Source organism: Serinicoccus sp. CUA-874, assembly GCF_001942225.1.
Classification (GTDB): Bacteria; Actinomycetota; Actinomycetes; order Actinomycetales; family Dermatophilaceae; genus Ornithinicoccus; species Ornithinicoccus marinus.
Window position 1 is genome coordinate 74,300 of record NZ_MKJZ01000002.1, and the last position, 21,328, is coordinate 95,627.

Sequence of the window (21,328 nt, forward strand, 5' to 3'; positions counted from 1 at the left end):
TCCACTTGCCGATCGGGCGTCGCTGGTGGACACCCAGAGACCCACCGAGCGTCGCGTGTGGTGGGCAGCGAGGCCGTCGGCAACCACAGGCGACGCTCGGTCGGGGGTGAGACAACCACAGGCGAGGCTCGGTCGGGCGTGGGGCAACCACGAGCGACGCTCGGTGGTCAGCGGCCGGTGAAGCGCGCCTTGCCCGGTCCTTCCTCCACGAAGGAGGTCATGCCGATCTTGCGGTCCTCGGTGGCGAAGACGCCGGCGAACTGCATCGCCTCGATGGCGAGCCCGGTCTCGAGGTCACCGTCCAGGCCGCGGTCGATCGCCTCCTTGGCCGCGCGCAGCGCGAGGGCGGGGCCGCCGACGTAGCCCGAGACCATCTCCCGCGCCACCTGGTATGCCTGCCCCGGCTCCGCGAGCCGGTCTACCAGCCCCATGGCCAGCGATTCGTCGGCCTCGACCATGCGCCCGGTGAAGACCAGGTCCTTGGCCCTGGCCGGCCCGACGAGCCGCGCCAGCCGCTGGCTCCCCCCGGCCCCGGGGACGACCCCGAGCAGGATCTCCGGCTGGCCGAGCTTGGCGTCCGACGCGGCGACCCGGAAGTCGGCGCAGAGCGCGAGCTCGTTGCCGGCGCCGAGGGCATACCCCTCGATCGCGGCGACGACCGGCTTGGGGATGCGCGCGACGGCGGAGAAACACTCCTGGATGACCGGGGCGCGCCGGACCATGTCCGTGTAGGACATGTCCTGCATCTCCTTGATGTCCGCGCCCGCCGCGAACACCTTCTCGCCGCCGTAGAGCACGACCGCGGCAACCTCGTCGTCGTCCGCGACGATCCCGGCGGCCTCGCCGAGGGCGTCCTGCACCTCGATCGAGAGCGGGTTCATCTTCGGCCGGTCGACCCGTATGGTCCCGACCCCCTCCTCGACCTCGACCCGGACGAAGTCGCTGGCGGTGGGGACGGTCCTGCTCACGAGTCGTCCCGCGGGGAGCCCTCGCCGGGGGCGTCGGGTGTGTCCTCGCCGACGCCGCCACCGCCCGGCGCGCCCTGACCACCACCGGAACGTCCCTGCGGCCCGACCGACAGCCATGGCCCGACCTCGGTGCCCTCCGGGGCGCCCTCGGGCAGCTCGGGCTCCAGGCCCTGCTCGGCCTGGGACTTCGCGACGACGTTGCGGTGCCACAGCTGCAGCGCCTGCAGCAGCAGGCCCGTCGCGATCTGGATCTTGGGCTTGGGCTTCTCGGCGCGGGCGATGATCTGCTCGACCGCGAGCACCAGGTTGCCGGAGGCGATCCCGGCCTTGACCAGGTTGACGCCGAGCGTCACGTCGTTGCAGCCGTTGAGCCGGGTGAGCATCTCGTCGGGGACGCTGCTGGCGATCTGCCACTGGCCGAAGACGCGCATGATGTCGAACTGCTCGCCCTCGATGACCTTGACGAAGAGCTTCTGGTTCTGCACCTCGAAAGAGACGTCACCGGCCTTGTCGAGGTTGGGCGACATCTGCAGGTCCTGCAGCGCGTCGAGGACCCGGCCGGTCAGCGGGTGCTCCTGCGGCGGGGGCGGGAAGTTGGGCAGCGAGGTCGGATCACTCATGGATCCAACGTAACGGCTCGGCCGCGGCCCAGCGCCCCGACCCGGGTCAGCCGGCGCCGCACTCGATGCTGAGGTTGTTCTGCACGGTGCTGTAGACCCGGTTCCCGGAGCGGGCCGGCGGGAGCACCGACACCAACGGTGCCGCCAGGCGCGTCCGGTCCTTCTCCCCCTCGACCTGGATGTAGAGGTCCAGCGTGGTCCCGGCCCCGGCGGAGAGCGCGGCCGTCGGGACGCTCACGTCGAAGACGGAGACGCACGGCCGCCCCTCGGGCTGCTCGACACGGCCTGGCGAACCGAGGTCGAGGGTCTCCACGACGTCCCCCCCTCGTCGACGCAGGACCAGGTGGAGCGGCCGGTGCTCCTCCCCGGCCCGTGCACCGTGGACCTCCACGGACAGGCGCAGACCTCCGAGTCGCCGCCACGTCGCCGAGGCCACGAGCGCCGCCACGAGGGCACGGTCCCGGCTCTCCCGGGCCTCGAGGTCCAGGCCGGCGGCGTCGCCTGCGCGCACCAGTCGCGAGCGGGCGCGGAAGGGCTCGGCCAGCTGGTCCTCGAGGGCCGGCGGGATGTGGACGTCCATGAACCGGCGGTGCGCGGCCAGGAACTTCTCCCGGCGCGCCCTCGGCATCGTCGACCACCGCGCGGGCTGGTAGAACTTCAGGCACTTGCGCCGGTACAGGTCGAGCACCACCCGGTCGGCCCGCGCCGTGTCGGGATCGTTCTCCCGGATCAGCCGGGCGACCTCACCGATCGACCAGGTGTAGCCGTCGGGGTCGAAGGCCTGGACGCTGATGTTCTGCCCGTCGTCGCGGGAGATCAGGTGGTAGGCGACGTCACCGCCCAGGAAGGAGACACGGTCGGCGAGCAGGTAGGCCCGAGCCAGCATCATCCCGTCCTCGAGCCGCACCTTCTCCTCCGGGAAGGAGAGCCCCTCCCGCTCCAGGAAGCTGCGGCGGAACAACTTCTGCGGCGTCAGGGTGCGGAAGACCTTCTCCAGGTCGGCGTCCACCTGGGTCTGCGCGAACAGGTCCGGGACGTAGCGCCCGACGCCGAGCGAGCGCGGGACCACGACGTCGCTGCCGTGCTCGTCCGCCAGGTCCGCCATCCGACGCAGGGCGTCGGGCGCCATCACGTCGTCGGCGTCGGCGTAGAACACGTATCGCCCCCGGGCGAGCGCGGTGCCCCGGTTGCGCGGGATCCCCGGCCACCCGCTGTTGTCCTGGTGGACGACGCGCAGCTGCCGGTGGGTCGCCGCGAGGTCGTCCAGGAGCTGGGGACCGTCGTCGCTCGAGCCGTCGTCGACAGCGACGACCTCGTAGGCTTCCGGCCCGAGGTCCTGAGCGAGCAGGGAGTCCATCAGCGTCTGCAGGTAGGGCATGGCGTTGTAGACCGGCACGACGACGGAGACCCGGACCGCCTCATCCTGCGGGGGTGCGGACGGTGCCTCGGTGCTCATGCTCGCCTCCTGACGGACGACAGGTTCCCCACGTGCCCGGCGCCGCGGGCGGTCCACGGCTCCACGAGTTGTAGCACAGCGGCCCGAGCCGTGTCCGGGGCTCGTCGGTAGGCGTTGGATAGAGTTTCCCTCCGTCCCGCCACCGGGCCGGACTCTTCGAAGGATGGGTGTTGGTCGACGTGTCAGGTGTCGGTGGACGACGGTTCCTCGGGCTGGCACGAGCAGTCCGTCGGCGTGCCGGGACGACGACCCCGTCCGCCCGCCTGGTGGAGCTGCGTCGTGGACCCCTGGACGACCTGACCCTGGAGATCGTGGTGCAGGCGGCGGGGACCGGCCACCGTGCGATCGCCGAGCTGCGGGCACGGGGCGGGCACGACCTCGTCCCCGTCGCGCTGGACGAGGTCAGCCGCACCGGCGCGACCGTCCACCTGCGCGGCGTCCTGTCCGCGGCCGATCTCGAGCGGCTGGCCACCGGCACCCACGACGTCTCCGTCCTGCTCCTCGCCGGGCTGCGCCGGACCCGGCACGACATCCGGGTGCAGGCCGACCGGTCAGCCGTCCGGGCCTCGCTGCCGCTCGTCGAGCCCTACGTCACCCAGCGGGGCAACCTGAGCCTGCGCCGACGCCCGGGCCGCCTCACGCATCCCCCCGTCACCGGCCCTGCGGCGGCGCAGGTCGACCCTCGCTCCGTCGATCCCTCGCTGGCCTCGCTCGCGCCGGCGCTGGCCGCGCAGCTCAGAGCCGCCCTCGGCGCCGCCGACGTCGGCTACCACCTCCCCACGCGGGACGCCGTCTGCTTCGATCACCTCGTCCCCGGGCTGGATGTCAGCCTGGAGGTCGCCCGGGCCGAGGCGGGCTGGGAGATCACCGCGCGGCCGCGCGGCCGGACCTCCGCCCGCTTCCTGCGCAACACGCTCGTGGGTGAGGCGCGGATGGTGCGACGCCACGGGGTCGAGCTGCACCACGTGGCACGCCTCCCCGAGGGGCCCTCGGACGAGGCCCGGGCCGCACAGGGGCTCACCGCGCTGATCGACCGCTTCCGGCTCTTCCTCGACGCCGGCCCCCGGCCCGAGGAGTCCGGTCTCGTCCCCACACAGTGGTGGGACGCCAAACCCAACTTCGGCGACGTCCTGGGACCCCTCATCGTCCAGAGCCTCACCGGGCGACCCGCGATCAACGTGCGCTCGTTCCCCTCCGAGGACCCGGGCCTGTTCACGGTCGGCTCCATCGCCGCGCACCTCGAGCGACCCGGGGCACGCATTTGGGGATCGGGTCTCATCGGGGGCCTGTCGCCCACCAAGGTCGCCCACCTCGCCGAGCGGGCGCCCCGGGAGGTCCACGCCGTGCGCGGCCGCCTCACCAGAGAGGCCCTGGGCCGGGACCTCGGCTGGAGCGTCCCGGAGGTCTACGGCGACCCGGCTCTCCTCCTCCCCCGGTGGTACACCCCCAGGCCGTCGTCGCACACCCGCGACCGGATTGCCCTGGTGCCGCACTACATGCACCTCGACCTGGTCCCGCCGCAACTGCCCGACGACGTGGTGGTCGTAGACGTGCGCCAGGGGCCGGAGGAGGTGGTGGACCAGATCGCGAGCGCGCGAGCCTGCATCTCGTCCTCGCTGCACGGGCTCGTCGTCGCCCAGGCCTACGAGGTGCCGTGGACCTGGCTGCGGATCGGGGAGAAGAAGCTGCACGGCGACACCTTCAAGTTCGAGGACTTCTTCACCACGCTGGACCGTGAGGCGGTCCAGCTGCTGGACCTCGAAGCCCCCGCGCTCCAGGACCAGCCCTGGGGCGCTCTCGCCGCCCACGCCCGGGTTCCCGCCCCCCGTTTCGACGCCGACCGGCTCGTCTCCGCCTTCCCCGCCTTCTGACGCATGGCCGCCCTGGTCCGCCCGCGCCGCAGCATCGAGCGCCCGCCCCCGCTCGGCCTGACCCGCACCGACGCCGGGCCCGAGGTCGCGGTGCTCGCCCGCCACGCGAGCGCGGTCGAGGTATGCCTGTCCACCCCCGAGGGCGAGCGCCGGATCCCGTTGCGCCGCAACGCCCACGGGATCTGGTGGGACGTCGTGCCCGAGCTGGTGGCGGGAGCCCGCTACGGCTTCCGCGTGCACGGCCCGTGGGCGCCGGACGAGGGCCACCGGCACAACCCCGCCAAGCTGCTGCTCGACCCCTACGCCCACGCCGTGGACGGCGAGGTCGCCTGGGCGCCCGAGGTCTACGGCCACGTCGTCGGCGGTGACGGCTGGACCGACCCGGAGACGCCCGACGACCGCGACTCCGCCGCCCACGTCCCGCGCTCCGTCGTGGTCGACCAGAACGTCTTCGACTGGGGCCAGGACACCCGCCCAGACGTGCCCTGGACCGAGATGGTGCTCTACGAGGCGCACGTGCGCGGGCTCACGATGCGGCACCCGGGCATACCGGAGAAGATCCGCGGCACCTATGCCGCGCTCGGCCACCCGGCGCTGGTCGAGCACCTCACGAGCCTCGGCGTGACCAGCCTGGAGCTCCTGCCGATCCAGGCCTTCACCTCGGAGCCCGCCCTGGTGCGCCGGGGCCTGGCCAACTACTGGGGCTACAACTCCCTCGGCTTCTTCGCGCCGCACGCGGGGTATGCCGCCGCCACCGATCCGCAGGGCGTCGTGGACGAGGTCAAGGGTGCAGTGCGGGCGCTGCACGCGGCCGGCATCGAGGTCATCCTGGACGTCGTCTACAACCACACCGCGGAGCAGTCGTCCTGGGACGGCCCCACGCTGTCCTTCCGTGGCCTGGACAACCGCACCTACTACCGCCTCGACGACCGCGGCCGGGACATCGACGTCACCGGCTGCGGCAACACGCTGGACCTGCGGGACCCGCAGGTCGCCCGCATGGTGCTGGACTCGCTGCGCCACTGGGTGGAGGACTTCCACGTCGACGGCTTCCGCTTCGACCTCGCCCCGGCGCTGGCCCGCGGGCGCGACGACGCCTACGACCGCGAGCACGCCTTCCACGTCGCGCTGGAGGCCGACCCGGTGCTGAGCCGGGTCAAGCTCATCGCCGAGCCCTGGGACGTGGGCGTCCACGGGTGGCGCACGGGGCAGTTCCCGGCCGTCTTCGCCGAGTGGAACGACCGCTTCCGCGACACGGCGCGCACCTTCTGGCTGGCGGACGTGGGACGGCGCCTGCACGGCCAGCCCGGGCACGGGGTCCGCGAGCTGGCCACCCGGATCGCCGGCTCGGCGGACCTCTTCGCCGGCGACGGCCGGGGCCCCATCGCCTCGGTCAACCTCGTCACGGCGCACGACGGCTACACCCTCGCCGACCTCACGGCCTACGAGCACAAGCACAACCACGCCAACGGCGAGGACAACCGGGACGGGCACGGCGACAACCGCTCCTGGAACCATGGCGTCGAGGGCCCCACGGACGACCCGGAGGTGCAGCGGCACCGGCGCCGCTCGATCCGCAACCTGCTGGGCACGTTGCTGCTCTCCCCCGGGGTCCCCATGCTCGTCGCAGGAGACGAGCTCGGCCGGACGCAGCAGGGCAACAACAACGCCTACTGCCAGGACAACGAGCTCACCTGGGTGGACTGGGACCTCGAGGAGTGGCAGACCGCGCTGCTCGCGGACACCACGGCGCTCCTGCGGCTGCGCCGTGAGCTGGCGCTGCTGCGGGGCCCGGAGTTCGCCCGCTACGACGCCGCGCCCGGCCGGACCCGGCTGCGCTGGTTCGACGAGCAGGGCGAGGTCATGGCCGAGGACCGGTGGAACGACCCGCACCGCTGCACCCTCACGGTCGTGCACGACACGCTGCACCACCACGAGCCCGTGGCGGTGGCGCTGCTGCTGCACGCCGGAACCGGACGCACCACGATCGCGCTGCCCGACCTCGGCGGCGTGACGTGGTGGGACGTGCGCTTCTCCAGCGAAGGTGCCGGACAGGGGGCGGGCCCGGTCCCGTCCGGGGGCGTCGTCGAGGTCGGCGCGACGAGCCTGACCGTCCTCACCGCATACGTCGCCACGGGCGGACCGGGCGACACGGGCGGACCGGGCGACCAGGGCGACCCCGGGTATGCCTAGGCCACGACGCGTCGCGATCGTCGGTGGCGGCATCGCCGGCCTGACCCTGGCCGCCGCCCTGCCCTCCTGCGTCGAGGTGACCCTGCACGAGGCGCAGCCGGAGCGAGCCACCGGCGCCGCCCTCGGGCTGTGGCCCGCCGCCGTGCGCGCCCTGGGCCGGGTGGGCGTGGACCTGCCTCCTCCTGCCCCGCCCGGCCGGGCCGGGTTGTTCGGTGTCGACGGTCGCCGCCGGCTGCACCTGGCGACGCCGGCGCTCACCCTGCTGGAACGGCCCGACCTGATGGCCGCGCTGGAGGCGGCCGTCCCCGCCCGCGTGACGCGGGTGCACCAGGAGGTGGAGGACCCGACTGCTCTGGACGCCGACCTGGTCGTCGGCGCCGACGGTGTGCGCAGCCAGGTCCGCGGGCTGGTGCAGCGGGCCGACCGGGTCGCGACCCCCTGGGTCGCGTTGCGCGGCCTGGCCGGGCCGGCCGACCCGGCGGAGGTCGGCGAGTACTGGGGACCGGACCGCCTCTTCGGGCTGGTGCCGCTCGACGCGCGTCGGTCCTACTGGTTCACCACCCACCGCAGCGACCTGGGGCCCGAGCCGCTCGAGGTGCCCGAGGTGCTGGCGCAGGCGAGGACCCGCTTCGGCGGCGACTGCGCGACGATCCGGCGCCACCTGGAGACCGCCGACGACCGGATCCTGGCGACCCGCATCTGGACCGTCCCCGCCCTGCGCCGGTATGCCCGGGAGCGCTACGTCGTGGTCGGTGACGCGGCGCACGCCAGCACACCCAACCTCGGCCGCGGCGCCACCGACGCCGTGCTCGACGCGACCAGCCTGGCGGCCACGCTGACCGGTCACGGGTCACTGCTGCGCTGGCAGGCCGCACGGCTCCCGGCCACCCGCGCGAGCGCGCTCGGGGCCGCCGCGCTGATGCGCCTGGCCACCCGCCCGCGGACCCGCCCACGACCCGCTCGGGAGGGTGGGTGACCGCGCGTGGTTTCCCGGACGGAAGCCGGGTAGGTTTGGCCAGGTGACCGAGCACTCGACCGCGACCGCCCAGTCCCGTCCCGACGCCCCGGCGTCCGCCTCCCCCGGCATCGACCGCTCCGCCCTGGCCAGGTTCGGCCAGGAGCCGCTGGGCCGGATCCCCGTCCTCGACGTCGAGCCCGTCGTCGACGGCGGCCGGCGCCCCACCAAGGCCGTCACCGGTGAGGTCTTCACCGTCACCGCGACCGTCTTCCGCGAGGGTCACGACGCGGTCAACGCCACCGTGGTGCTGGTCGACCCGGACGGCACTGAGCACCACGTGCCGATGACGTGCACCAACCCCGGCCTGTCGCACTGGCAGGCGCAGGTCCACGCCGACACCGAGGGCGTGTGGCAGTTCCGGGTCGAGGGATGGTCCGACCCCTACGCCACCTGGGAGCACGACGGCACGATCAAGGTCGAGGCGGGCGTGGACGTCGAGCTCATGCTCGAGGAGGGCGCGCGCGTCCTGGAGCGCTCGCTGGACGCCGACGAGCACACCGAGGTGGACCGCGAGGTGCTCGAGCACGCGGCCGACACCCTGCGCCGCGGCACGTTACCCGTGGCAGAGCGGCTGCACGCCGGCACCTCCCCCGAGGTCGAGGCCGTGCTCGCCCGCACGCCGCTGCGCGAGCTGGTCAGCCCCTCCCCGTCCTACACCCTCCTCGTGGAGCGTCCGCTCGCCCTGACCGGCGCGTGGTACGAGATCTTCCCCCGCTCCGAGGGCGCCACCCAGGACCCGGACACCGGGCTGTGGACCAGCGGCACCTTCGGGACCGCCCAGGAGCGGCTGCCGGCGATCGCCGACATGGGCTTCGACGTCGTCTACCTCACGCCGGTCCACCCGATCGGTTCGACGAACAAGAAGGGCAAGAACAACACCCTCGACGCCGACGAGCACGACCCCGGCTCGCCCTACGCCATCGGCGCCGCCGAGGGGGGCCACGACGCGCTGCACCCGGACCTGGGCGACTTCGACGACTTCGACGCCTTCGTCGCCCGTGCCGAGGAGCTCGGGCTCGAGGTCGCGATGGACATCGCGCTGCAGGCCTCCCCCGACCACCCGTGGGCCACCAGCCACCCGGAGTTCTTCCAGATCCGGGCGGACGGCTCGATCGCCTACGCGGAGAACCCGCCCAAGAAGTACCAGGACATCTACCCCGTCTTCTTCGACAACACCCCGGACGCGGTGTATGCCGAGATCCGGCGCGTCGTGCAGGTGTGGATCGACCACGGCGTGCGGATCTTCCGGGTCGACAACCCGCATACCAAGCCGGTCAACTTCTGGCAGTGGCTCATCGCCGATGTCGCCCAGGACCACCCGGAGGTCATCTGGTTGGCCGAGGCCTTCACCAAGCCGATGATGATGCGCACCCTGGCCAAGGCGGGTTTCCAGCAGTCCTACACCTACTACGCCTGGCGCAGCACCGCCGCCGAGCTGCGTGACTACGTGACCGAGCTGGCGACCGAGACCGCGCCCTACATGCGCCCCTCGTTCTGGCCGACGACGCACGACATCCTCACGCCCTACATGAGCAACGGCGGGGTGACCGCCCACCTCGTCCGCTCCGCGCTGGCCGCCACGCTGGTGCCGACCTACGGCATCTACGCCGGCTTCGAGCACGTCGAGGACGTCCCGCGCCCCGGCGCCGAGGAGCACGTCGACAACGAGAAGTACGAGTACAAGGACCGTCGCTGGGACGAGCCCGCCGACGGCCGCCCGGACCTGTCCGGCTGGCTGACGATGCTCAACCGGATCCGGCGCGAGCACCCGAGCCTGCACTGGCTGCGCAACGTCACCTTCCACCAGGCCGAGGACGAGAACCTGCTGGTCTTCTCCAAGCACGGCGGTGGTGCCGCGGACGGCTCGGCACAGGACACGGTCCTCGTCGTCGCCAACCTCGACCCCTACACCGTCCGCGGCTCCCGGCTGCACCTCGACCTGCCCGCGCTCGGGCTGAGCTGGGGCGACCACTTCCGCGCCCACGACCTGGTCACCGGCGCGACGTGGGAGTGGGACGACGCGCCCTACGTCGAGCTCGGCCCGGGCTACGGGCACGAGCCGGTGCACATCATCCACGTGACGACGGTCTGAGAGGAGCACGATGCGCGGGTTGAACCTGCACCAGCCGGGGCTGCGGAACGACCCGGACTGGTTCCGCAAGGCGGTCTTCTACGAGGTCCTCGTGCGGGCCTTCGACGACTCGACCGGCTCCGGCTCCGGCGACTTCAGCGGGCTGATGAACCGGCTGGACTACCTGCAGTGGCTGGGGGTCGACTGCCTGTGGATCCCGCCGTTCTACGCCTCGCCGCTGCGGGACGGCGGCTACGACGTGGCGGACTACACCGCGGTCCTGCCCGAGTTCGGCACCCTGCCCGACTTCCGCGAGCTCATCAGCCAGGCGCACGCCCGCGGCATCCGGATCATCACCGACCTGGTGATGAACCACACCTCTGACCAGCACCCCTGGTTCCAGGCCAGCCGGTCCGACCCCGAGGGACCCTACGGCGACTTCTACGTCTGGTCCGACACCGACGAGGCGTATGCCGACGCCCGGATCATCTTCGTCGACACCGAGACCTCCAACTGGACCTTCGACCCGGTGCGGCGCCAGTTCTTCTGGCACCGCTTCTTCTCCCACCAGCCCGACCTCAACTTCGAGAACGAGGCCGTGCGCGAGGCGATGTTCGACGTCGTGCGCTTCTGGATGGACCTGGGGATCGACGGCTTCCGGCTCGACGCCGTGCCCTACCTCTTCGAGGAGGAGGGCACCAACTGCGAGAACCTCCCCCGCACCCACGAGTTCCTCGCCGCGCTGCGGGCCATGGTGGACGAGGAGTACCCCGGCCGGGTGCTGCTCGCGGAGGCCAACCAGATGCCGGCCGAGGTCGTGGACTACTACGGCACGCCCGAGGCGCCGGAGTGCCACATGTGCTTCCACTTCCCGGTGATGCCGCGGCTCTACTACTCACTGCGCGAGGAGAAGGCCGAGCCCGTCATCCGGGTGATGGAGGAGACCCCCGCGATCCCCGCCGGCACCCAGTGGGGCACCTTCCTGCGCAACCACGACGAGCTGACCCTGGAGATGGTCTCCGGGGAGGAACGCTCGGCGATGTACGGCTGGTACGCCCCCGACCCGCGGATGCGCGCCAACGTCGGCATCCGGCGTCGGCTGGCGCCGCTGCTCGACAACTCCCGCGAGGAGATCGAGCTCATCAACGCGCTCCTGCTCTCGCTGCCCGGGTCGCCCTGCCTCTACTACGGCGACGAGATCGGCATGGGGGACAACATCTGGCTCGAGGACCGTGACGCGGTGCGCACGCCGATGCAGTGGACCCCGGACCGCAACGCCGGTTTCTCCACCGCCGACCCCGGCAAGCTCTACCTCCCGGTCATCAGCTCGCTCGTCTACCACCACAACGGGGTCAACGTCGAGGCCCAGATGGCCAGCGGCTCCTCGCTGCTGCACTGGACCCGGGGCATGCTTCAGGTCCGCGCCGCGCACGAGGTCTTCGGCACCGGCGACTACCTGCCCTGCGAGGCGGACAACGACGCCGTCCTCGCCTTCGCGCGGGCCCTGCCGGAGAGCGAGGACGCCGACGACGAGGAGCGCGAGGGCCACCCGGCGGTGCTCTGCGTCAACAACCTCTCCTCGCGGCCGCAGGCCACGACGATCACGCTGCCCGAGCGGCTCCGGGGCTCCGACGTCCGTGACCTCTTCGGGGGGCTGAACTTCCCCGACGTCGCCGCGGACGGCACGATCACCCTCACGCTGGGGTCGCGCGGCTTCTTCTGGCTGGGGCTGCGCCCGCCGGCACCCCCGGCACCGGCAGCCGCTGCTGCCACGCCCGAGACGTCTACCCCGGAGGGGACCTGATGGCCACGCTGACGCCGACGTTCGAGGACTTCCTGCCCGCCTGGGTGGCCCGGCAGCGGTGGTACCGCGGCAAGCGCGCCGGTGCTCCGGCGCTGCGGCGCGTGTCGAGCATCCGCTGGCAGGACCCGTTCGGCGAGGTGGGCATCGACGACCACCTCCTCGTCGACGAGTCCGGCCCCGAGCCCGTCGTCTACCAGGTGCCCCTCACCTACCGCGCCGAGGCGGTGCCCTTCCTCGAGCACGCGCTCGTCGCGACGGCCGAGCACAGCGAGCTCGGGACGCGCTACATCTACGACGCGACCCACGACCCGGTCTTCGCCGACGTGCTGCTGCGCGAGATGTATGCCGAGCACGAGGTCCCCGCCGCGCACGCGCGACGCCTCGCGCCGGAGGGTCCCGTCCCGGCGCTGGCGAGCTCCCGGGTGCTCACCGGCGAGCAGTCCAACACCTCGATCATCGTCGACATGCACGGCGAGGACCTGCCGGTCATCATCAAGCTGTTCCGGGTGCTCGCCGAGGGGGACAACCCGGACGTGTCCGTCCAGACCGCGGTGAGCCGTGGCGGGTCGCGACAGGTGCCCGACCCGGTCGGCTCGATCGAGGGTCGCTGGGTCGCTCCCGGCGGCGGCGAGGCGCACGGCCACCTCGCCTTCGCCCAGGAGTTCCTGCCCGGCACCGAGGACGCCTGGCGGCGCGCGCTCGTGGCCGCCGGGGCGGACCGGGACTTCACCGAGAGTGCCCGCTCGTTGGGCGCCGCCACGGCCGCCGTGCACGCGGTGCTGCGGGACGCCTTCGGCACCCGGCCCGCCGCGGACCGCCGCTCCACCCTGGTCGCGCAGATGCGGACCCGCGCCGAGCAGGCCTTCCGGGACGCGCCGGAGCTCTCGGCCTACCGCGAGCCGGTGCTCGGGGTGTATGCCGAGCTCGAGTCCTCCGACCTGCCGACCTGCAGCGGATCCACGGCGACTACCACCTCGGTCAGGTGCTCGACGCCCCCGACCGCGGCTGGGTGCTGCTGGACTTCGAGGGCGAGCCGCTGCGCCCGCTCGCCGAGCGCACCGAGCCCGACCTCGCGCTGCGCGACGTGGCGGGCATGCTGCGCTCCTTCGACTACGCCGCCGCCTCCGCCGCTGCCTCGGGGGCGGGGGACCGCGGCTCGTGGGCCACCGCCGCCCGCGAGTCCTTCCTCGACGGCTACGCCACCGGTTCCGGGGAGGACCGCCGCGAGGAGCTCGCTGCGCTGCTGGCCGCGCTGGAGCTCGACAAGGCGCTCTACGAGGTCAGCTACGAGGCGCAGAACCGGCCCGAGTGGGTCGCCATCCCGGTCGCTGCGGTGCGCCGGCTCCTCGGCGAGCCGGCCGCGGACGGGCGCCACCGCGGTGCCCCCACCGTGCCCGCCTCACCCGCGGCTGCGGCGGCCGCGGCGGCCCCCACCACCGACGCGACCGCCGGCGCAGCTGCAGCAGGCACCGCCACCGTCCCCGCCGACGGTGCGACGAAGGAGACCTCCGTGAGCACGAGCGACACACCCCCCGCCCCCACCTCGGGTGTCACCGACGAGGCCACGTCCGGGCCAGAAACCCCCTCTGCCCGACCCGAGTCGGACGCACAGGATGTCCGCTCCGAGCCGGACGGCACCGGCGACGACTACGGCGCCTCGCTCATCGAGGTCGAGCGGCACGACGGTCCGCTCTCCCACCCGCCGACCGGTGACCGGCGCGCGGCCAGCGGCTCCGCCCCGGTGTCGGCCTCCGGCCGGGGCGCGAGCGGCGGTTACCCGCACGCCCCGGTGCCGCCGCCCGAGGACATGCAGGTCGGCGCGCTGCCCCCCGGGCGACGCACCGGCGAGGAGGTCGAGCTCGCCCCGCGCCCCGGCCGCTCGGCCAGCGGCTGGTCCGGCGAGCCCCAGGGGGACCCGGAGGTGCTGCGTGCCGCGGCCTGGGACGAGGCGAGCGGGTCCGAGCGGGTCGTCACCTCCCGGCCGGGTGACCGCCGGCCGCTGGACGAGCCTGCCGGCCCGGCGGCGCCGCACACGCGTCCGCTGGACCTGGACGAGGCGGCCGACGTGGTGGACGGGCTGCACCGCACCCCGCAGGCGCTGCTGGGCGCGCACGCCTTCGAGGGGCACGTGACCGTCCGGACGCTCCAGCCGGAGGCCACCGGCGTCGAGGTGCTGCTCCCGGGCGGCGCGACGGTGCCCATGACCCACGAGACCGGGGGCATCTGGGTCGCTGTCCTGGACCGCGAGAGCGTCCCCGCCTACCGGCTCAAGGTGTCCACGGACACCGGCGCGCACGTCGTCGACGAGGCATACCGGCACGGGCCCAGCCTCGGGCAGACCGACCTGCACCTCATCGGCGAGGGTCGCCACGAGGAGCTGTGGCGGGCCCTGGGCTCGCACGTCATGACGGTGCGCGACGAGCTCGGCGAGGTCACCGGCACCCGCTTCGCCGTGTGGGCGCCGCACGCCGAGGCGGTGCACGTCGTCGGCGACTTCAACGGCTGGAACGGCGCCACCCACGCGCTGCGCGCGCACGACGACGTCGGCGTCTGGGAGCTCTTCGTGCCCGGGGTGCGCGAGGGTGCGCACTACAAGTACGACATCACCGGCCCGGACGGCGTGCGCCGCGCCAAGGCCGACCCGATGGCGCGGGCCAGCGAGGTCCCGCCCTTCACCAACTCGGTCGTCACGGTGAGCACCCACCGCTGGGGCGACGGCGAGTGGATGGCGGCCCGCGCCGCGGGTGACATCCACCACGGCCCGATGAGCGTCTACGAGGTGCACCTCGGCAGCTGGCGGCAGGGCCTGGGCTACACCGAGATCGCCGACCAGCTGGTGCCCTACGTCGCCGAGATGGGCTTCACCCACGTCGAGCTCATGCCCGTCATGCAGCACCCCTACGGCGGCTCGTGGGGCTACCACGTCACCGGCTACTACGCCGCGGACAGCCGGTTCGGCCACGAGGACGGGCTGCGCTACCTCGTCGACCGGCTGCACCAGGCCGGGGTCGGGGTCATCCTCGACTGGGTCCCGGGGCACTTCGCCACCGACCCGTGGGCGCTGGCGCGCTTCGACGGCACCCCGATCTACGAGCACCCGGACCCGCGCAAGGGCTGGCACCCGGAGTGGGGCTCCTACATCTTCGACTTCGGCCGGCCCGAGGTGCGCAACTTCCTCGTCGCCAACGCGACCTACTGGCTGGAGGAGTTCCACGCCGACGGCCTCCGGGTCGACGGCGTCGCCTCGATGCTCTACCTGGACTACTCCCGAGACGAGGGCCAGTGGCTCCCGAACCGGCACGGCGGCCGGGAGAACCTCGAGGCCGTGGCGCTGCTGCAGGAGGCCAACGCGACGGCATACCGGCGCTCCCCCGGGGTGGTGATGATCGCCGAGGAGAGCACCTCCTGGCCCGGCGTGACCGCCCCGACCGACGAGGGCGGGCTCGGCTTCGGCTTCAAGTGGAACATGGGCTGGATGCACGACACGCTCGGCTACCTCGGGGCCTCCCCCTTCACCCGGGCGCACCAGCACCACGCGCTGACCTTCTCGCTCGTCTACGCCTTCGGCGAGAAGTACATCCTGCCGATCAGCCACGACGAGGTCGTGCACGGCAAGGGGTCGCTGGTCCGCAAGATGTCCGGTGACGTGTGGCAGAAGTTCGCCACCACCCGGGCCTTCCTCGCCTACCAGTGGAGCCACCCGGGCAAGCAGCTGCTGTTCATGGGCTCGGAGTTCGCCCAGGCCCGGGAGTGGGCCGACGGTGGCTCGCTGAGCTGGGAGCTCACCGAGCAGCCCGAGCACGCGGGGGTCCAGGCGCTGGTCCGCGACCTCAACCGGCTGTATGCCGAGCTGCCGGCGCTGTGGCAGATCGACCACCACGAGCACGGCTTCAGCTGGCTGGACGCCAACGACGCCGGCCGCAACCAGTACTCCTACCTGCGCTGGGGCAACGAGGGCGAGGACGGGCTGCGGTCGGTCGTCGCGGTCGTCGTCAACTTCAGCGGGATCCCGCACCACCAGGTGCACGTCGGGCTGCCCTACGGCGGCCGGTGGCGCGAGGTCCTCAACACCGACGCCGAGGTCTACGGCGGCTCCGGCCAGGGCAACCTGGGCGCGGTCGAGGCGGTCGACCACGGCCACCAGGGCCAGCCCTTCTCCGCGCTGGTCACCGTGCCGCCGCTGGGCGCCGTCTGGCTGGTGCCCGACCCGCTGACCGAGGAGGAGCAAGCGGAGCGGGACGAGCAGCAGCGCGTGGCAGCAGGTGCGGGCGACGAGGCGGAGGCCTCGGACGAGGCCGAGGCGACCGGGAGCGACGGGCGACCGGCCACGGCGACCGACGCCGCGGACCCGGTCGACGAGAACGGTGTCGACACGGACGGACTCGACAACGGCTCGTCCCACGCGGACGGCGCGAGCCGGACCGACGACGACGCCGGCACCGGCGAGCTGGGTGACGGCTCGACCGAGGAGCTGGCGCACGACGAGCTGCCCGCGGACCACCCCTTCGTCACCGAGGGTGGCCAGCCGATCGACCACGAGGAGCGCACCACGGTCGCGACGCTGGACGACGGCGAGGGCGACACGGGGGCGGACCAGACCGACTTCTCACGCTTCGGCGTGCGGCGCCGGGAGGACGGCGCGCCTGCGCCAGGAGCAGACACCGGGAACGACTGAGAGGGAGAGCGCCATGGCACGACACGACCGCGCCGGCACCAGGGCGACCGCGCAGGACCTGATCGACGTGGCGGCCCTGCTGCGGGCATACACCGAGATCGTCCCCGACCCCGACGACATCGACCAGCAGGTCGCCTTCGGGACCTCGGGGCACCGGGGCAGCGCGCTGGACGGCACGTTCAACGAGCAGCACATCCTGGCGACCACCCAGGCGATCTGCGACTACCGCGCGGAGCAGGGCACCGAGGGCCCGCTCTTCCTCGGCAAGGACACCCACGCGCTGTCGGTCCCCGCCTGGCGCAGCGCGCTCGAGGTGCTCGTCGCGAACGGCGTGGACGTGTGGACCGAGGGCTCCGAGGACGAGTTCACCCCCACCCCGGCGGTCTCGCGGGCGATCATCGCGCACAACCTGGAGGCCGGGTCGGAGGGCGAGACGCCGCGACCCGAGGCCGACGGCATCGTCGTCACGCCCTCCCACAACCCGCCCCGGGACGGCGGCTTCAAGTACAACCCGCCGCACGGGGGGCCGGCCGACACCGACGCCACCGGCTGGATCGCCGACCGCGCCAACGACCTGCTCCGCGGCGGGCTGGCCGAGGTCCGGCGGGTTCCCGCCGAGGAGGCCCTGGCCGCGGTGCAGGTCTACGACTTCATGGGTGAGTACGTCCGCGCCCTGCCCCGGGTCGTCGACGTGGAGGCCATCCGGGAGGCGGGCGTGCGCATCGGCGCCGACCCGCTCGGCGGGGCGGCCGTGGCCTACTGGCAGGCGATCGCCGACGCGCACGGGCTCGACCTCACCGTGGTCAACCCGGACGTCGACCCCACCTGGTCGTTCATGACCCTGGACTGGGACGGCAGAATCCGGATGGACTGCTCCTCCCCCGACGCGATGGCCTCGCTCATCGACATCATGTCCGGCGAGGGCGGTGGCAGCTACGACGTCGCCACCGGCAACGACGCCGACGCCGACCGGCACGGGGTCGTCACCCCCGACGGCGGCCTGCTCAACCCCAACCACTACCTCGCGGTCGCCATCGACTACCTCTACGGCGGCGCCCGGCCGGACTGGCCGCAGGGCACCGCGATCGGCAAGACGCTGGTCAGCTCCTCGATGATCGACCGGGTCGCGCAGGCGCGGGGACGCGAGCTCACCGAGGTCCCGGTCGGGTTCAAGTGGTTCGTCCCCGGGCTCATGGACGGCTCCATCGCCTTCGGCGGCGAGGAGTCGGCCGGCGCCTCCTTCCTCTGCCGCGACGGCTCGGTGTGGTCCACCGACAAGGACGGCATCATCCTGGCGCTGCTCGCCTCGGAGATCATCGCCCGCACCGGCCGCTCCCCCTCGCAACGGTATGCCGAGCTCGTCACCGAGGTGGGCGGCGGGCAGACGCCGGCCTACGCGCGGATCGACGCCCCCGCGGGCCGGGAGCAGAAGGACCGGCTGAAGAAGCTCTCCGCCGACGACATCAGCGCCACCGAGCTGGCCGGCGAGCCGATCACCGCCGTGCTGACCGAGGCCCCCGGCAACGGGGCCGCGATCGGCGGGGTCAAGGTGACCACCGAGAACGCCTGGTTCGCGGCCCGCCCCTCAGGGACCGAGGACGTCTACAAGATCTACGCCGAGAGCTTCCGCGGGGCCGAGCACCTGGCGCAGGTGCAGGCGGAGGCGCAGCAGGTCGTGGACGCGGCGCTGGCTCAGTAGAGCGCGCTCATCAGCGCCCGGCGGGCCTTGCCGACCCGCTCGTCCTGGCTGCCGATGACGTCGAAGAGACCGAGCAGGTGGTTGCGGGCACGGTCGCGGTCCTCGCCGCTGCTGCGGCGCACTGCCTCGACGAGGCGGCCGAAGCCGTCCTCGACGTGCCCGCCGACGAGGTCCACGTCGGCGGCGTCGATCTGCGCCTGGACGTCGTCGGGTCGCTCCGCCGCGGCCTGCCGGACCGCGGTGAGGTCCATGGTGGAGGTGCGCTCGAGCAGGCGCACCTGCCCCAGCCCGAGACGGGCCAGCTCGTCGGCCGGGTCCTGCTCGAGAGCCTTCTCGTAGGCCGCGATCGCACCGGCCCAGTCGCCGCAGTCGATGGCGTCATAGGCCTCCTGGTGCAGCGGCGGCAGCTCGGGGGTCTGCTCGCCCTCGTCCGGCTGCTCCCCCGGCACACCCTCGTCGTCGCCGACCTCGACCCGGCCCGTCACGGCGTTGGTCACCGCGGCCTCGAGGAACTTCTCGAGGAGCTGGTCGACCTGCTCCATCGGCTGCACGCGAGGTAGAACGGCATCGGCTGGCCGCTGAGCAGGCCCATGACGACCGGCAGGGAGGAGACCTGCCCGAAGACCTGCTGCAGCACGGGGGTCAGCGCCTGCAGGATGCCGGGGCTCCCCGCGACGTCGACACCGGCGACCTGGAAGCGGCCCCCGGACGTGCGGGCGCGCTCGGCCAGCTCCCGCAGGTGCGTCAGCGACTCGGGCAGCTGCGGGCTCCACAGGACCAGCACCACGGGCGTCGTGAGGCTGGCGTTGACGACGGACTCGAAGGTCTCGTCGGTCACCTGGACCAGCGCGCCGCTGCGGCCCGGCACCCCGCCCCCGCTGCCGTCGGAGGCGGCCTGCGGGGCCGCGCCGCCCGAAGGTGCGCCCGGGCGCGGGGAGAGCTGGGACAGGTCGACGGCTCCGCGCAGGGCGGCGGTGGAGAAGGGCTGCTCGGTCATGCTCCCAGGGTATGCCGTGCGCGAGGCCCGACCCGACACGGCCGGGGGACGCTCACTCGCCGGAGGCGTCCACCAGCTGCTCGGTCGCGGCGATCATCTCGGGCTTGAACTCGACGTCCTCCGAGGGTGCGCGCATCGCGATGAAGACCGACGTGCGCAACGTGGCCTGCGAGGTCAGCACCTCGGTGTCCTGGAAGGCGCGGAAGGCGTCGGACGTGGTCAGCTCGGTGCCGGGGTTGACGACGAACTGGGTGTCGCGCAGCAGCGAACCCATGACGAAGCCGGTGCCGTCCTCGAAGAGCAGGGTGGTGACGTCGTCCGAGACGAGCCAGTTCTTCTCCCGCAGCTCCGCCTGGCCATCGAGCTCGGCGGCCTGGGTCTGCGCCGCGTCGCGGACGGCCGGGGCATACCCGTGGGTGCGGTAGTCGGGGGTCTCCTCCGGCTGCGGCCACTCGGTGTAGGCACCGACCGACTTGAGCAGGTCGCGCGGCGACATCGTCAGCTCGCCCTGGCCCTCGCGCAGCACCGGGCTGCCCGAGGCGCGACCGTCGAAGGTCGGGACCTGCGTGCCCGGGAGCATCGAGGCCTCCCAGGTGATCCGGAAGTCCTCGGTCTCGCCGCTGTCGCTGGTCATCAGGTGCAGGCGCGGCGCACCCTCCTCGGGCACGGTCTGCACGAGCAGGTAGGCGGGGGTCTCCTCGTCGTCCCGGCTGATGGCCAACACGTTGGGCTCGACCGGGTTCTCCTCGAGGTCGACCTCGGCGGGCTCGCCCTCGACGCCCTCCAGCCGGTCGGCGGCGCGGTGCGCCCGCAGCGCGGTGCCGGCCATCGAGGCCTCCTGGGCCTCCTCGACGTCCTCGCCGTCGCCCTGGTCGGCGCGGACCCGCTGGGTGAGCACCTCGGTGGCGGCCTCCTCGGCGTCCTCCAGCGAGACCGCGCCCGCCTGCGCCTCCGTGGTCATCTCGACGGTGGTGCTCTCGGCGGCGTCGTCGGTGGCGGTCGTGGCGTCGTCGGTGGGGGCGGCGGTCGCGCCCTGGTCGGCGGACTCGGTCGGCTCGCCGGCCGTGTCGTCGCCGGAGCACGCGGCAAGGACGAGGGCCGAGCTCAGCGTGGCGGCGGCGATGATCCTGGAGAACTTCATAACGATATGGTAAACATCGCGGTCACGCCGGGGGAAATCAGCGATCTCCCAGGGAGGTCTCCGCGTCGGCCTCCTGCCGGTCCCGCACGCGCACCCCGTCGCCGTCCGCGGGGCCGCTCACCAGCCGCTCCAGCACGAGGTAGAAACCGTAGATGCCGAGCAGCGCCGCGGTGACGTGCAGCAGCAGCGCGAGCGCGACGCCGACGATGACGCCGGCCAACCAGTAGCGCCCCCAGGACACGGCCAGCACGGTGGGGACGAGGACGGCGAAGAGCGCACCCATCGCCAGCTCCGCCGCCCAGGGACGCTGCCCCATCCAGGGCACCACCTCGACGACGTCGAGGAAGTCGAGCGTCGCCGCGGTGCCGAGCAGCGCCACGAGGCCGACCAGGCCGATCAGCTGGACCCGCTTGGCCAGGTCGCGGCTCGCCCACAGGGTGCCGATGGTCACCGCCGCCCACATCAGCCAGGCCCGCACCCGCCCGGTCCCCAGCGCGACCATCGCCGCGCGGAAGACCCGGTCCGCCTCGTGCCGCTCGACCTGCGGGCCCTGGTGGCTCCCGGGGCGTACGAGCGCGTCGTGCAGCACCGCCGCCGGCAGGAAGTCACCGCTCTTGGGCACCAACCAGGTGAACAGGTGCGGGACCGAGGCGAAGTCGGTGACGAAGCCGTCGGGGACGACGAAGGCGTCGGCATACTCCTGCGTGGTGTAGCCGATCGACCGCAGCAGGGTGAAGTCGCGCCCGTCCACGCTGCGCAGCTCGAGCCGGAGCGGGCCGCCGGTCGCCACGTCGAAGAACTCACCCATCGCCGCT

15 protein-coding genes are annotated in these 21,328 nt (G+C 73.0%); 8 read left to right on the forward strand and 7 right to left on the reverse strand.

Going from position 1 to position 21,328, the window contains the following annotated elements; translation table 11 throughout:
* Positions 1–167: 167 nt before the first annotated feature.
* Genes BJF80_RS00945 through BJF80_RS00955 form a run of 3 tightly spaced genes read right to left on the reverse strand, consistent with a single transcriptional unit; the run spans position 168 to position 3,044 of the window.
* A complete protein-coding gene (locus BJF80_RS00945) occupies positions 168–968 on the reverse strand; it encodes an enoyl-CoA hydratase/isomerase family protein (protein ID WP_075810864.1) in 801 nt (266 codons plus the stop codon).
* The gene (locus tag BJF80_RS19515; protein ID WP_075810865.1) at positions 965–1,588 is read right to left on the reverse strand and encodes a hypothetical protein; all 624 of its coding nucleotides are present in this window, start codon (positions 1,586–1,588) and stop codon (positions 965–967) included. Before BJF80_RS19515 ends, BJF80_RS00945 begins: the two co-directional genes overlap by 4 nt.
* Positions 1,589–1,634: 46 nt before the next feature.
* Complete coding sequence (locus tag BJF80_RS00955) at positions 1,635–3,044, reverse strand: glycosyltransferase family 2 protein (protein WP_075810866.1); 1,410 nt, start codon at positions 3,042–3,044, stop codon at positions 1,635–1,637.
* Between the two features lie 266 nt (positions 3,045–3,310).
* On the opposite strand from BJF80_RS00955, the gene BJF80_RS00960 reads away from it, so the two are divergent.
* The 8 genes from BJF80_RS00960 to pgm all read left to right on the forward strand — a co-directional run bounded on the left by BJF80_RS00960 (position 3,311) and on the right by pgm (position 18,375).
* Entirely contained in the window at positions 3,311–4,915 is a 1,605-nt protein-coding gene (locus tag BJF80_RS00960) for a polysaccharide pyruvyl transferase family protein (RefSeq protein ID WP_075810867.1), read from the forward strand.
* Between the two features lie 3 nt (positions 4,916–4,918).
* Entirely contained in the window at positions 4,919–7,108 is a 2,190-nt protein-coding gene (gene glgX / locus BJF80_RS00965) for a glycogen debranching protein GlgX (protein WP_075810868.1), read from the forward strand.
* On the forward strand, positions 7,101–8,084 hold the full coding sequence (locus BJF80_RS00970; protein ID WP_075810869.1) for an FAD-dependent monooxygenase: 984 nt from the start codon (positions 7,101–7,103) through the stop codon (positions 8,082–8,084). Before glgX ends, BJF80_RS00970 begins: the two co-directional genes overlap by 8 nt.
* 43 nt (positions 8,085–8,127) lie before the next feature.
* On the forward strand, positions 8,128–10,218 hold the full coding sequence (locus tag BJF80_RS00975) for a maltotransferase domain-containing protein (protein WP_083673373.1): 2,091 nt from the start codon (positions 8,128–8,130) through the stop codon (positions 10,216–10,218).
* 10 nt (positions 10,219–10,228) lie between these two features.
* A complete protein-coding gene (gene treS, locus BJF80_RS00980) occupies positions 10,229–12,001 on the forward strand; it encodes a maltose alpha-D-glucosyltransferase (RefSeq protein WP_075810870.1) in 1,773 nt (590 codons plus the stop codon).
* Positions 12,001–13,515: a maltokinase N-terminal cap-like domain-containing protein gene (locus BJF80_RS17420; protein WP_083673374.1), complete on the forward strand. Its 1,515-nt coding sequence runs from the start codon at positions 12,001–12,003 to the stop codon at positions 13,513–13,515. Before treS ends, BJF80_RS17420 begins: the two co-directional genes overlap by 1 nt.
* 293 nt (positions 13,516–13,808) lie before the next feature.
* On the forward strand, positions 13,809–16,676 hold the full coding sequence (gene glgB, locus BJF80_RS00985) for a 1,4-alpha-glucan branching protein GlgB (RefSeq protein WP_143553924.1): 2,868 nt from the start codon (positions 13,809–13,811) through the stop codon (positions 16,674–16,676).
* 13 nt (positions 16,677–16,689) lie between these two features.
* Complete coding sequence (gene pgm, locus BJF80_RS00990; protein WP_075810872.1) at positions 16,690–18,375, forward strand: phosphoglucomutase (alpha-D-glucose-1,6-bisphosphate-dependent); 1,686 nt, start codon at positions 16,690–16,692, stop codon at positions 18,373–18,375.
* On the opposite strand, the gene BJF80_RS19520 is transcribed toward pgm, so the two are convergent.
* The 4 genes from BJF80_RS19520 to BJF80_RS19150 are packed head-to-tail and all read right to left on the reverse strand — an operon-like array spanning position 18,369 to position 21,321.
* Positions 18,369–18,917 carry a co-chaperone YbbN gene (locus BJF80_RS19520; RefSeq protein ID WP_237767369.1) on the reverse strand — a complete coding sequence of 183 codons (549 nt, stop codon included), beginning with the start codon at positions 18,915–18,917 and terminating at the stop codon, positions 18,369–18,371. The genes pgm and BJF80_RS19520 overlap by 7 nt on opposite strands.
* Positions 18,869–19,372 carry a thioredoxin domain-containing protein gene (locus BJF80_RS19525; protein ID WP_237767370.1) on the reverse strand — a complete coding sequence of 168 codons (504 nt, stop codon included), beginning with the start codon at positions 19,370–19,372 and terminating at the stop codon, positions 18,869–18,871. Before BJF80_RS19525 ends, BJF80_RS19520 begins: the two co-directional genes overlap by 49 nt.
* A 52-nt stretch (positions 19,373–19,424) precedes the next feature.
* Positions 19,425–20,513 carry a hypothetical protein gene (locus BJF80_RS01000; protein WP_075810873.1) on the reverse strand — a complete coding sequence of 363 codons (1,089 nt, stop codon included), beginning with the start codon at positions 20,511–20,513 and terminating at the stop codon, positions 19,425–19,427.
* Positions 20,514–20,550: 37 nt separating this feature from the next.
* The gene (locus BJF80_RS19150; protein ID WP_075810874.1) at positions 20,551–21,321 is read right to left on the reverse strand and encodes a DUF1353 domain-containing protein; all 771 of its coding nucleotides are present in this window, start codon (positions 21,319–21,321) and stop codon (positions 20,551–20,553) included.
* Between the last annotated feature and the right edge of the window lie 7 nt (positions 21,322–21,328).

Excerpts from the sequence above, each read along its gene's own strand:
- pgm (WP_075810872.1), top strand. The coding sequence starts at position 16,690 with ATGGCACGACACGACCGCGCCGGCACCAGGGCGACCGCGCAGGACCTG.
- treS (WP_075810870.1), top strand. The coding sequence starts at position 10,229 with ATGCGCGGGTTGAACCTGCACCAGCCGGGGCTGCGGAACGACCCGGAC.
- BJF80_RS00970 (WP_075810869.1), top strand. The coding sequence starts at position 7,101 with ATGCCTAGGCCACGACGCGTCGCGATCGTCGGTGGCGGCATCGCCGGC.
- BJF80_RS19525 (WP_237767370.1), bottom strand. The coding sequence starts at position 19,372 with ATGACCGAGCAGCCCTTCTCCACCGCCGCCCTGCGCGGAGCCGTCGAC.
- glgB (WP_143553924.1), top strand. The coding sequence starts at position 13,809 with ATGCAGGTCGGCGCGCTGCCCCCCGGGCGACGCACCGGCGAGGAGGTC.
- BJF80_RS17420 (WP_083673374.1), top strand. The coding sequence starts at position 12,001 with ATGGCCACGCTGACGCCGACGTTCGAGGACTTCCTGCCCGCCTGGGTG.
- glgX (WP_075810868.1), top strand. The coding sequence starts at position 4,919 with ATGGCCGCCCTGGTCCGCCCGCGCCGCAGCATCGAGCGCCCGCCCCCG.
- BJF80_RS00955 (WP_075810866.1), bottom strand. The coding sequence starts at position 3,044 with ATGAGCACCGAGGCACCGTCCGCACCCCCGCAGGATGAGGCGGTCCGG.
- BJF80_RS01000 (WP_075810873.1), bottom strand. The coding sequence starts at position 20,513 with ATGAAGTTCTCCAGGATCATCGCCGCCGCCACGCTGAGCTCGGCCCTC.
- BJF80_RS19515 (WP_075810865.1), bottom strand. The coding sequence starts at position 1,588 with ATGAGTGATCCGACCTCGCTGCCCAACTTCCCGCCCCCGCCGCAGGAG.
- BJF80_RS19150 (WP_075810874.1), bottom strand. The coding sequence starts at position 21,321 with ATGGGTGAGTTCTTCGACGTGGCGACCGGCGGCCCGCTCCGGCTCGAG.
- BJF80_RS19520 (WP_237767369.1), bottom strand. The coding sequence starts at position 18,917 with ATGGAGCAGGTCGACCAGCTCCTCGAGAAGTTCCTCGAGGCCGCGGTG.